General features: G+C 70.5%; 10 protein-coding genes. 2 read left to right on the top strand and 8 right to left on the bottom strand.

Annotated features, from left to right (window positions below; genetic code table 11):
- From kdpA to B0B14_RS11370, 5 genes are all read right to left on the bottom strand, one after another.
- On the bottom strand, positions 1 to 1683 hold the full coding sequence (gene kdpA, locus B0B14_RS11390) for a potassium-transporting ATPase subunit KdpA (protein WP_076681899.1): 1683 nt from the start codon (positions 1681 to 1683) through the stop codon (positions 1 to 3).
- Positions 1683 to 1772, bottom strand: a complete 90-nt coding sequence (locus B0B14_RS16380) for a potassium-transporting ATPase subunit F (RefSeq protein WP_076681897.1) — start codon at positions 1770 to 1772, stop codon at positions 1683 to 1685. The genes kdpA and B0B14_RS16380 overlap by 1 nt, the downstream gene beginning before the upstream one ends.
- A gap of 259 nt (positions 1773 to 2031) precedes the next feature.
- Positions 2032 to 2502 carry a Fe-S cluster assembly sulfur transfer protein SufU gene (gene sufU, locus B0B14_RS11380; protein ID WP_076681896.1) on the bottom strand — a complete coding sequence of 157 codons (471 nt, stop codon included), beginning with the start codon at positions 2500 to 2502 and terminating at the stop codon, positions 2032 to 2034.
- Positions 2499 to 3803, bottom strand: coding sequence for an aminotransferase class V-fold PLP-dependent enzyme (locus B0B14_RS11375; protein ID WP_076681894.1), 1305 nt, complete (start codon positions 3801 to 3803; stop codon positions 2499 to 2501). The genes sufU and B0B14_RS11375 overlap by 4 nt, the downstream gene beginning before the upstream one ends.
- Before the next feature lie 39 nt (positions 3804 to 3842).
- Entirely contained in the window at positions 3843 to 5924 is a 2082-nt protein-coding gene (locus B0B14_RS11370) for an APC family permease (protein ID WP_076681892.1), read from the bottom strand.
- Positions 5925 to 6010: 86 nt separating this feature from the next.
- On the opposite strand from B0B14_RS11370, the gene B0B14_RS11365 reads away from it, so the two are divergent.
- The gene (locus tag B0B14_RS11365; protein WP_076681889.1) at positions 6011 to 7087 is read left to right on the top strand and encodes a VanZ family protein; all 1077 of its coding nucleotides are present in this window, start codon (positions 6011 to 6013) and stop codon (positions 7085 to 7087) included.
- Here the strand turns inward: B0B14_RS11365 and B0B14_RS11360 are convergent.
- Genes B0B14_RS11360 through B0B14_RS11350 form a run of 3 tightly spaced genes read right to left on the bottom strand, consistent with a single transcriptional unit; the run spans position 7056 to position 11070 of the window.
- The gene (locus B0B14_RS11360) at positions 7056 to 8270 is read right to left on the bottom strand and encodes an amidohydrolase (RefSeq protein WP_076681885.1); all 1215 of its coding nucleotides are present in this window, start codon (positions 8268 to 8270) and stop codon (positions 7056 to 7058) included. The two genes, B0B14_RS11365 and B0B14_RS11360, sit on opposite strands and share 32 nt — an antisense overlap.
- 39 nt (positions 8271 to 8309) lie before the next feature.
- The gene (locus tag B0B14_RS11355) at positions 8310 to 9329 is read right to left on the bottom strand and encodes a LacI family DNA-binding transcriptional regulator (RefSeq protein WP_076681882.1); all 1020 of its coding nucleotides are present in this window, start codon (positions 9327 to 9329) and stop codon (positions 8310 to 8312) included.
- Positions 9330 to 9378: 49 nt separating this feature from the next.
- A complete protein-coding gene (locus B0B14_RS11350; RefSeq protein ID WP_076681879.1) occupies positions 9379 to 11070 on the bottom strand; it encodes a glycoside hydrolase family 13 protein in 1692 nt (563 codons plus the stop codon).
- Between the two features lie 55 nt (positions 11071 to 11125).
- Here B0B14_RS11350 and B0B14_RS11345 point away from each other — a divergent pair, with 55 nt between their 5' ends.
- Entirely contained in the window at positions 11126 to 11644 is a 519-nt protein-coding gene (locus B0B14_RS11345; protein WP_076681875.1) for an adenine phosphoribosyltransferase, read from the top strand.
- The last annotated feature ends 5 nt before the right edge of the window (positions 11645 to 11649 follow it).

The raw sequence follows: 11649 nt of genomic DNA, 5'->3' as shown, positions 1-11649 counted from the left end.
TCAGACGAGACCTTCCGCCAGGGGACCCAGCGTGAGAACGGGGAAGTAGGTGAGTGCCGTGATGACCACCGAGACGACGGCCAGGAGGCCGACGAACTGAGGGCGGTGCGTGGGGAGCGTCCCCGCTGTCGCGGGCACCTTCTCCTGCGCGGCCAGGGATCCTGCCAGAGCGAGGACGAGCACGATCGGGAGGAAGCGGCCCAGCAGCATCGCCACTCCGAGCGCCGTGTTCAGCCACGGCGTATTGGCCGTGAGCCCGGCGAAGGCGGAGCCGTTGTTGTTCGCTGCGGAGGTGAACGCGTAGAGCACTTCACTCAGGCCGTGCACACCCGGATTCCAGATCGAGGTGGACTCCATGTCGCTGCGGACCGCGGGGATCGCGAAGCTCAGCGCCGTGCCGGACAGCACGAGGATCGGCGTGACGAGGATGTAGAGGCTCGCGAGCTTGATCTGCGTGGGACCGATCTTCTTGCCGAGGTACTCGGGCGTGCGGCCGACCAGCAGACCGCCGACGAAGACGGCGATCACGGCGAGGATCAGCATCCCGTACAGCCCCGACCCGACGCCGCCGGGGGCGACTTCGCCGAGCATCATGTTGATCATCGGGATCATGCCGCCCAGCGCGGTGTACGAGTCGTGCATCGAGTTGACCGCGCCCGTCGAGGTGAGCGTGGTGGCACCGGCGAACAGCGTCGAGCCGAAGATGCCGTACCTGACCTCCTTGCCCTCCATCGCGCCTCCGGCGAGCTGGGGCGCGGTGCCCTGGCCGAGGGCCTCCAGCAGCGTCACCGCCGTGATCGAGACGACCGCGATGCCGGCCATGACGGCGAGGATCGCGTAGCCCTGGCGGTCGTCGCCGACCATGCGGCCGAAGGCACGGGGCATCGCGACCGGGATCGCGAGCAGCAGGAGGATCTCGAGCACGTTCGTCCACGGCGTCGGGTTCTCGAACGGGTGGGCGGAGTTGGCGTTGAAGAACCCGCCGCCGTTCGTGCCGAGCTCCTTGATGGCCTCCTGCGACGCGACGGGGCCGCCCGGCAGCACCTGCGTCCCCCCGGAGACGGTGGCCACCTCGGTGAAGCCGTTCACGTTCTGCACCACGCCCGCCACCATCAGGGCGATCGCGGCGACGACGGCCAGCGGCAGCAGGATCCGGGTGATCCCGCGGGTGAGGTCGACCCAGAAGTTGCCGATCGTGGCCGAGCCGTGCCGCGCGAAACCGCGGACGAGCGCGACGGCGACGGCCATGCCGACGGCGGCGGAGACGAAGTTCTGCACCGCGAGGCCGGCGAGCTGCACGGTGTAGCCCATCGTCAGCTCGGGCGAGTACGACTGCCAGTTCGTGTTCGTGACGAACGACACCGCGGTGTTGAACGCGAGGCCCTCCGGAACGGCGGGCAGGCCCAGGGAGTAGGGCAGAACGGCCTGGAAGCGCTGCAGCGCGTAGACGAAGAGCACGCCGACGAGGGAGAACACCAGCACGCCGCGGGCGTACGCCCGCCACGTCTGCTCGGCTCGAGGGTCGACGCCCACGACGCGGTAGAGCCCGCGCTCGACGCGGGCATCGCGCTCGCTCGAGTAGACGCGGGCGATCCAGTCGCCCAGAGGACGGTACAGCAGGCCGAGGATCAGCAGGACGGTGGCCGCCTGGAGGATTCCGGCCCAGATCGACGAGGAATCCATCAGAACCTCTCCGGCTTCACGAGGGCGATGACGAGGTAGACGACGGCAGCGACGCCGAGGGTGGCCGCGATGATCGAGAAGACGATCACAGCTTCTCCACCGCCGTGGCGATCAGTCCGACGATCGCGAACAGCGCGATCGTGGCAGCGAGGTAGAGGACATCCAGCACAGGAATTCCGCACAATCGGATCGGGTGGCCGCGCGACTGCTGTGGCGCGGGTGCCGTGGGGGCACGGAATCCGATGCAACACCGCCGCTCAGGGCTCGATCGGCATCCTCACGCAATCCATACGCGGGAGCGCACGACCCTCACGGTTCCTGCACGGAGGGCGGTCGGGTGGAGCCCGATCAGGCGGATGCCTGGGCCATCGCATCCTCGAGCGCGACCCAGGCGAGCATCGCGCACTTGACGCGCGCGGTGTACTTCGAGACACCGCTCAGGGCGGCGGCGTCGCCGAACTCGTCCTCGTCGAGCTCGATCGTGCCGCGCGAGCGCAGTGCCTCGCGGAATCGCGCGATGAGGGCGGATGCCTCGTGCTGCGTCAGCGTCCGGGGGGCGCCGTCGGCGTCGACCCGCGAGATCTCGGCGAGCATCGATGCGGATGCTTGCGAGATCGAGCAGCCCGAGCCCTCCCAGGTGACCTCGCTCACGGCGTCGCCGTCGACGCGCGCGCGGAGCGTGATCTCGTCTCCGCAGATGGGATTGCGCTGGTGGCTCGTGCCCGAGTGCGCGGTTTCGGCATCTGCGAGGCCGAAGCCGACGCGGCGCTTCGCGTGATCGAGGATGAGCTCCTGGTAGAGCGCTTCGAGGCCGCTCACGAGGCGACTCCGAAGAACGGGCGGATGCCGGCCACGGCATCGAGGAATGCGTCCACGTCGTCCTCCGTGTTGTAGAGCGCGGCGCTGGCGCGCACCGACGCGGTCATGCCGAATCGGCGGTGCAGGGGCTGCGCGCAGTGATGGCCGACGCGCACTGCGATGCCTCGGGCGTCGAGGAACTGGCCGGCGTCGTGGGCGTGCACACCGTCGACGTCGAACGACGACAGCGCGACCCTCTCGACCTCGCCGGTCCCCGACCCGCTCGCGGTCCCGGAGCCCGTCGAAGGGTCGCCGAGCAGCCGGATCCCCGGGATCTCCCGCAGGCCCTCGCGCATCCGCCGCTCGAGCAGACGCTCGTGGGCGTGGACGGCCTCCATCCCGATCGCGTCGAGGTAGCGCACGGCGGCCGCGAGGCCGATCGCCTGCGACACGGGCTGAGTGCCCGCCTCGAAGCGCTGGGGCGGCGGGAGGTAGTCGGCTTCGTCGAGGGTCACGGTCGTGATCATCGAGCCGCCCGTCAGGAAGGGGGGCAGGGCCTCGAGCACGTCGGACCGTCCGTAGAGTCCGCCGATCGCGTACGGACCGAGCATCTTGTGGCCCGAGAACACCGCCAGATCGACGCCGAGCGCCGGCAGGTCGAGCGGAAGGTGCGGGGCGGACTGGCAGGCGTCGAGGAGCGTGAGGGCTCCGGCATCCCGCGCCATCGACACGAGCCGGTCCACCGGGTTCACGATCCCGAGCACGTTCGACACGTGCGGGAAGGCCACGAGCCGCGTGCGACCGCCGATGATCTCGCCGGCGCGGTCGAGGTCGAGCGTGCCGTCGTCGTGCACCGGGATGTGGCGCAGTACGGCGCCGGTGCGGGCGGCGAGTTCGATCCACGGGATGAGGTTCGCGTGGTGCTCGCTCTCGGTCAGAACGATCTCGTCGCCCGGAGCGAGGGCGAAGCGCGTGCTGGCGGGCGCGCCGCGTCCGAGGGTGGCGTTGCCGATCGCGTACGCGGCGAGGTTGATCCCCGCAGTCGCGCCGCTGGTCCAGACGAGCTGCTCGGGCCGTGCGCCGACGAAGCCGGCGACGGTCTCACGGGCGTCCTCGAACAGCTCGGTGGCCTCGGCCGCGAGCGTGTGGGCGCCGCGGTGCACGGCGGCGTTCGCCGTGGTGAGGAATCCGACCTCGGCGTCGATGACCGCCTGCGGCTTCTGGCTCGTCGCGGCCGAATCGAGGTACACCAGCTCGGGCTGCCCCGCCAGCAGCGGGAAGTCTGCGCGCAGGGCCACGGGGTCGAGGGTCGCGGTGCTCACCCCTCCAGGCTACGCGGGATGCCGCGCCGGGGCGCGGGCTCAGTCGTCGGGGCGCTCGAGACTCGACCGCTCGACGACCGGCAGCACGTCGCCCGACGTGTCGACGAAGCGACCCGCACGGTCCTGCCCGGGAAGCGGACGCGACCGGCGGCCGTAGATGAGCTCCGACGAGTCGAGCAGCCAGGGCACGAGCGTGATCGTTACGCCGTGCATCATCATGAGCTGCTGCGCGATGCGTCGGGAGCGACGGTTGTGCAGGAACGTCTCCCACCAGTGCCCGACGATGTACTGCGGCAGGTACACCGTCACCACCGACGGGCCGTGCTTCTCGCGGTAGGCCCGGATGAAGGCCTCGATCGGCTGCGCGTAGTGGCGGAACGGCGATTCGATGATGACGAGCGGCACGGGGACGCGATGCTCGTCCCAGTCCTTCTGGACCTCGTCGGCGTCCTCCTTCGACACCGCGACATGGATCGCGAGCGTCTTGTCGTGCGTCGCGGCCAGGGCGTAGTCGATCGCCTTCGCCACGGGCTTCTGCAGGCGGTTCACCAGGATGAGCGCGAGGTCGCCGGTCGACCCGTAGTGCACGTCGTCGTCCATACGGGTCTCGTGCGCGACGTCGCGGTAGTAGCGGTGCACGCCGATCATGAGCGTCGCGAGGATCGGGATGGCGATGAAGACGAGCCACGCGCCGTGAGTGAACTTCGTCACCGTCACGATCAGCAGCACGAACACCGTCATGCCGGCGCCGATGCTGTTGATGACCAGGCCCGTGACCGCGGAGCGGCGTTCCACAGCGGCCCGCGGATCGCGCTTCGCCTCGATGCGGGTCGTCTCGCGCAGCGCTCGTCGCCAGTGCCGCACCATGCCGAGCTGCCCCAGGGAGAAGGAGACGAACACGCCGATGATGTAGAGCTGGATGAGGGTCGTCAGCTGCGCCTGGTAGATCACGAGCACCGCGATCGCGACGACGCCGAGGATGATCATGCCGTTGGAGAACACGAGCCGGTCGCCCCGCGTGTTGAGCGCCTTCGGCGCGTAGCCGTCGCGCGCGAGCACCGAGCCCAGGAGGGGGAAGCCGTTGAACGCCGTGTTCGCCGCGAGCAGCAGCACGCACGCCGTCGCGGCCTGCACGACGAAGAACGGGATCGAGCCCGCGCCGAACGTCGCGGACGCGACCTGGGCCATCAGGCTCGGCTGGGGGGTGGAGCAGTCGAAGCCGATCAGGGTGCAGGGGTTCTCGGCGTAGCGCACCCCCGCCAGCAGGGCGAGGAGCGTGAGCCCCGAGAACAGCAGGATCGCGATGATGCCCATGAGGCTCAGCGTCGACTGCGCGTTGCGCACCTTGGGCTTGCGGAAGGCGGGGACGCCGTTGGCGACGGCTTCGACGCCGGTCAGGGCGGAGCATCCGCTGGAGAACGCCCGCAGAACGAGCAGGATGACCGCGGCCTGCGACAGGCTCTCGGCCTGCACCGCGTACTGCGCGCTCTCGGCGACGGGGGTGTCGCCCAGCAGCCACCGGCCGAGGCCCACGACGACCATGACGGCGACCGACCCGATGAAGAGGTACGTCGGGATCGCGAAGACGAGGGAGGCTTCGCGGACGCCGCGGAGATTGACGATGATGATCAGGATGACGAAGCCGACCGCGAGCTCGACGCGGAACGGATTGAGCCCGGGGACGGCGGAGATGATGTTGTCGACACCGGAGGCGACCGACACGGCGACGGTCAGCACGTAGTCGACGAGCAGCGCCGACGCCACGACGACGCCGGGCACCTCGCCGAGGTTCGTGCGCGCGACCTCGTAATCGCCGCCGCCGGACGGGTAGGCCTTGATGAGCTGGCGGTAGCTGACGACGACCACGAAGAGCACGACGACGACGGCCACGGCCACCCACGGACTGAACGCGAGGAACGCCGTGCCGCCGATGAGCAGGATCATGAGCAGTTCCTGCGGTGCGTAGGCCACCGAGGAGAGGGCGTCGGAGGCGAAGATCGGCAGCGCCATCTTCTTGGGAAGCAGCTGATCGTCGAGCTTCTCCGACGTGAGCGGATCGCCGATCAGGATCCGCTTCGCCAGCGGCGTCTCGACGACCGATTCCGGGCTTTCGTCTGTCACGGCGTTCGACGCTACTCGTAAGGAAAGCGTGAGGACGGATCGATCGCGACATCCTCACGAAATCCTTACGCCCCTAGGCTCGGGGCGTGGATCAGATCTCTCTGGGCGTCCTGGCGATCGCCCTCGGGGTGGCGGCCGGGTTCGTCCTCTTCGTCCCGTTCGTCGCGGTCAGCTATCGCCGGCGCGGAACGCTCACGTTCGGGCGGTTCGCGCTGTGGGCGGCGTTCCTCGTCTACTTCCTCGCGATCTGGACGTACACCCTGCTCCCGCTGCCCGACCCCGACACCCTCCGGTGCGTCGGAACGAACCTGAACGTGCTCGAGTTCGTCGAAGACATCCGCGGCGCCGTCGCGCGACCCGGCAACACCCTCACCGATCCCGCCGTGCTGCAGCTGCTGTTCAACGTGCTGCTGTTCCTGCCGCTCGGCTTCTTCCTGCGGGTGCTCGGCGGACGCGGCATCCTGACCGCTCTCCTGGTGGGCCTCGGACTCTCCCTGTTCATCGAGACGACGCAGCTGACGGGCGTGTGGGGCCTGTATCCCTGCGCCTATCGCGTGTTCGACGTCGACGACATGCTCACCAACACGACGGGGGCGGTGCTCGGTTCGCTCGTCGCATTCGTCGTGCCCAAACGGCACCGGGGCTACTCGGCGGTCGCCGATCCGGATGCCCCGCGGCCCGTCACCCGCGGTCGCCGGTTCGTCGCGATGCTCTGCGACTGGCTCGGCACAACGATCGTGACGCTCGCCGCCGGCGTGGGCGTGCAGCTCTGGCTGGAGTACGTCGTGGGCGACCACGACGCCGTGCTCGACGGGCGCATCTCGGCGACGGTCGCCGCGGCGGCTCCGCTCGTGGTCTGGCTGGTGGTCGTGCTCGTGACGGGAGGCACGATCGGCGATCTCGCGGTCGAGCTGCGGTACCGCGGCGGACCCCTGCCCGCCGCCGTGGCGCGTCCGCTGCGCTTCGTCGGAGGAATCGGCGGCTATCTGCTGCTCGGGCTGGTCCCCGACTGGAGCGGGATCCTCGTGACGCTGTTCGGCGTCGTGAGCATCGTGCTGCTGTTCACCACGAAGAACGGCCGCGGTCTCCCCGGAGTGCTGTCGGGCCAGGCCGTGGTCGACGCCCGGGGGATCAGTCGAGGAACTCCCGTGCCGCCACGATGAGCGCGTCGACGCCCCGTTCGAGGGTCGGGTGGATGACCGGGGCGAAGAACGGCGAGTGGTTGGTCGGGATGTCGACCTCCACGCGCCCGGCGGCGGTCGCCGCCGCGAACTTCTCCGGGTCGACGCCGCCCCAGAACCAGTAGACGAGCGGTGCGCCGGACTCGCGTGCGAACCACGACACGTCTTCCGAGCCGGTGAACATTCCGGGGTCGATGACGGTGCCGTCGCCGAAGGCGCGGTCGAACGCGGTGACGAGCCGCTCGGTCGCCGCGACGTCGTTGATGGTCGGCGGGAGGGTGTGGTCGGTCACGATGACCGGCTCCTGCTCCGCACCGGATGCCTGGGCCTCGGCGCGCACGATGCGCTCGACCTTGGCGAGCACGCGCTCGCGGGCCTCGTCGTCGGGGTAGCGGAGGCTGAGCTCGAGCTTCGCCTCGGCGGGGATGATGTTGTTCTTCAGTCCGGCGTGGATCGAGCCCACCGTGACCACGGCGACGTGCCGCGGGTCGACCTCGCGCGAGACGATGGTCTGCAGGCGCATGACGGTGGCGGCCGCCATGACGACGGGATCGATCGTCGAGTGCGGGCGCGAGCCGTGGCCGCCCCGCCCGAGGAGCGTCACGGTGAGGCCGTCGGAGGCCGCCATCTGCGTGCCGCTGCGCACGCCGATGGTGCCGGCCGGAAGCGGGGTGACGTGCTGGCCGAGCACGATGTCGGGCTTCGGGAACCGCTCGAGCACGCCGTCGGCGATCATGGCCTGTGCGCCGGCGCCGTACTCCTCGGCCGGCTGGAAGACGGCGACGATCGTTCCGGACCATTCGTTCCGGGTGTTCACCAGTCGCTCGAGCGCACCCAGCATCGCGGTCACGTGCATGTCGTGCCCGCACGCGTGCATGACCGGCACGTCGGTGCCCGACGGGTCGGTGCCGCGGGCGGTGCTGGCGTAGGCGAGCCCGGTCTGCTCGGGCACGGGCAGGCCGTCGGTGTCGGCGCGGAGCCAGACCACGGGCCCGTCTCCGTTGCGGATGACGGCGGCGATGCCGGTCTTGCCGATGCCCTCCTCGAACTCGATGCCGAGATCGGCGAGGTGCTTCGCGATGACCCCCGCCGTGCGGGTCTCCTGGAACGAGAGCTCCGGATGCCGGTGCAGGTCGATGTACAGCGCCTCGAGGTCGATCGTCATGACCCGAGCCTATCCGCGCCGCCGCCGCCGGCGAGCGGGTCAGCCGTGGAGGCGGGCGGTGGACCCGCGCACGATGAGGTCGTACGGCAGCGAGCCGGGAGCCACGGGGAGTGCACCGCCGTCCTTCGCCTCGAGCTCCGCGAGGATCGCGTCGGCGGCCCGCTCGCCCTGGCCGAGGGGGAACTGGTCGACCGTGGTGAGGCGGAAGAACTCGCCCAGCTCGTGGCCGTCGATGCCGACCACCGAGAGATCCTCGGGCACGCGGTAGCCGAGCTCGCGCGCCGCCAGCAGCGCGCCGATCGCCATCTCGTCGGAGGCGGCGAAGATCGCCGTCGGGCGTTCGCCCGGCCTGCCGAGGAGCTGCTTCGCGGCGCGGAAGCCGCCCGCGACGGTGAAGTCCGCCGCTTCGTACAGCGACGTGCGCGCCGGGATCCCGGCATCCGCCAGCGCCTGCTCGAACCCCTGACGGCGGTGCGTGGGGATGTGGAAGTCGATGTCGTACTCGTGGCTGGCGCCGATGTGCGCGATCTCGCGGTGCCCGAGGGCGAGGAGGTGCTCGGTCGCCAGGCGGGCCACCGCGACGTCGTCGACGGTGAGCGTGGTCAGGCGCGGATTCGGTCCGCCGATCGCGATGACCGGGATGTCGAGCTCGAGCAGCCGGTCGGTCTCATCGTGGCCGAGCTCGATGGAGATCGCGATGACGCCGTCGACGCGCTGGCGGCGCAGGAAGGTCTCGAAGATGCTGCGGCGGGCGTCGTGGTCGGCCGTGAGGTTGTACAGCGTGATGTCGTAGCCGCGGCGCATGAGGGCGGAGGCGACCCCGCTCAGCACGGTCGAGAAGAACCAGCGGTCGAGGTAGGGCACGAGCACCCCCACGTTGCGCATGCGACCCGACGCGAGGCTGGATGCCGACGCCGAGACGACGTACCCCAGCGCCTGCGCTGCGGTCTCGACGCGGGCGCGCGTCGCCTCGGAGACGTGACCCCGACCACTCAGCGCGCGCGACACGGTCGCCGTCGACACGCCCGCGTGCCGGGCGACCTCGTCGATGCTGACCACGGTGTCCTGCCCTCGTCTCGGTGCGGAGGCCGGAGCTTCCGCGGGAATGTCAGTCGATCACGAACCATACCGTTGTATCGGACTCGACGGAGACGCCGTCGACGGGCGCGCTCGACGCGACGATCCGCACCGACCCCTCGACGGGCAGGGCGAACGGCTCCGTGCCGAGGTTGGCGGCGACGAACAGGCGCTCGCCGCGTCGGAGCGCGACGACGTCGACGCCCCAGTCGAGCCACTCGAGCGCGACCGACTCCTCGCCCAGCCGCTCGCCGGCGCGCACTGCCAGCAGGTGCTGGTAGAGCCGGAGCGTCGAGGCGTCGTCGGCCTCCTGCACGTCGCGGGCGTGCGATGCCCACTCGGCGGGCTGGGGCAGCCACGAGGCGCCGGACGGGCTGAAGCCGAAGGCCGGGGCATCCGCCACCCAGGGGAGCGGCACGCGGCATCCGTCGCGGCCGTAGCGCTCGCCGTCGGTGCGGAACCACGTCGGATCCTGGCGGGCTTCGTCGGGGATGTCGATGGCCTCGGGAAGGCCGAGTTCCTCGCCCTGATACAGGTAGGCCGAGCCCGGCAGCGCGAGCATGAGGGCCGTGGCGGCGCGGGCACGGCGCAGCCCCACCTCGGGGATCGGCTGGCCCGGCGAGTGCGGACCGATGCCGTGACCCTGCGGGTTCTCGGCCGTCAGCGCGAGACGCGACGCGTGGCGCACGACGTCGTGGTTCGACAGCACCCAGGTGCTCGGGGCGCCGACGGCGGAGTACGCGCGCAGCGACTCCTGGATCACGGCGCGGAGCTTCGCGGCATCCCACTCGGTCTCGAGGTACTCGAAGTTGAACGCCTGGTGCATCTCGTCGTGGCGCACCCACAGCGCGGTCTTCTCGATCGTGGGCAGCCACGCCTCGGCGCACAGCGCCCGGTCTCCGTCGTACTCCGCGAGAACCTTGCGCCAGTCGCGGTACACCGCGTGCACTTCGGGCTGGCCCCAGTAGGGGACGGATGCCGCGTCGCCGCCCATCGACCCGGCATCCGGGTCGGGCGTGTAGTCGGGCAGCCCGTCCTCCTTCATCAGCCCGTGGGCGACGTCGACGCGGAAGCCGTCGACCCCGCGGTCGAGCCAGAAGCGCAGGACGCGACGGAACTCCTCCCACACGACCGGGTTCGACCAGTCGAAGTCGGGCTGCGACGAGTCGAACAGGTGCAGGTACCACTGGCCCGGACGGCCGTCGGCCTCGATGACCCGCGTCCACGCCGGGCCGCCGAACACGGACTCCCAGTTGTTCGGGGGGAGTTCGCCGTGCGCGCCCTTGCCCTCGCGGAACATGTAGCGGGCGCGCTCGGCGCTCCCGGGAGCCGCGGCCAGGGCCTCCTGGAACCACACGTGCTGGTCGGACGAGTGGTTCGGGACGAGGTCGACGATGACCCGGATGCCGCGGGCGTGCGCAGCGGCGAGCATGTCGTCGAAGTCGGCGAGCGTGCCGAAGAGCGGGTCGACGTCGCAGTAGTCGGCGACGTCGTAGCCGGCGTCCTTCTGGGGTGAGCGCATGAACGGCGAGAGCCAGATGGCGTCGACGCCCAGCCGGCGGAGGTCGTCGAGGCGCTCGGTCACTCCGGGCAGGTCGCCGATGCCGTCACCGGAGCTGTCGGAGAACGACCGGGGATAGATCTGGTAGATCACGGCGGAGCGCCACCATTCGGAGCCCTGCTCCGAGCGGGCGGCGTGGTCGACGACGAGGGGAGAAGCCATCGGACCAGAGTACTGCAAGCGCTTGCAGTCGCACCTGCCCGCGTAGGGTGGTCCCGTGCAGAACGCCGAGCTCGCCCGTGCCGAATCGCTCATCACGACGATCCCCGATTACCCGGAGCCGGGAGTGCTCTTCCGCGACATCACACCGCTGCTGGTCGATGCCGCCGCCCTGCGTGCGGTGATCGACGCCATGATCGAGCCGTTCGCCGGTCGGTTCGACGTCGTCGCCGGCATCGAGGCCCGCGGCTTCCTGCTGGCCGGCGCCGTCGCCACCGCGGCGCAGGTGGGCCTGGTGCCCATCCGCAAGGCGGGCAAGCTGCCCCGGCCCGCGGCATCCGTCTCGTACGCGCTGGAGTACGGCACGGCCACGATCGAGGCGCACGACGACATGACCCCCGGCACGCGGGTGCTGCTGGTCGACGACATCCTCGCCACGGGCGGCACGATCCAGGCCGCCCACGAACTCGTCCCGGCGCTCGGCGGCGTCGTCATCGGCACGAGCGTGCTGATGGAGCTGTGCGCCCTGGGCGGGCGCGACGTCGTGGGCGACGTGCACGCGCTGTTCGAGGTCTGACCCGG

The organism is Microbacterium sp. RU33B, assembly GCF_900155915.1.
Lineage (GTDB): Bacteria > Actinomycetota > Actinomycetes > Actinomycetales > Microbacteriaceae > Microbacterium.
This window is presented reverse-complemented; position numbering and strand designations above follow the sequence as displayed.

Bases quoted from the DNA above. Each gene is read 5' to 3' on its own strand.
- kdpA (WP_076681899.1), bottom strand. From the start codon at position 1,683: ATGGATTCCTCGTCGATCTGGGCCGGAATCCTCCAGGCGGCCACCGTC.
- B0B14_RS11360 (WP_076681885.1), bottom strand. From the start codon at position 8,270: ATGACGATCGACCTCGAGGCGCTGTACATCGACCTGCACCGGCATCCG.
- B0B14_RS11350 (WP_076681879.1), bottom strand. From the start codon at position 11,070: ATGGCTTCTCCCCTCGTCGTCGACCACGCCGCCCGCTCGGAGCAGGGC.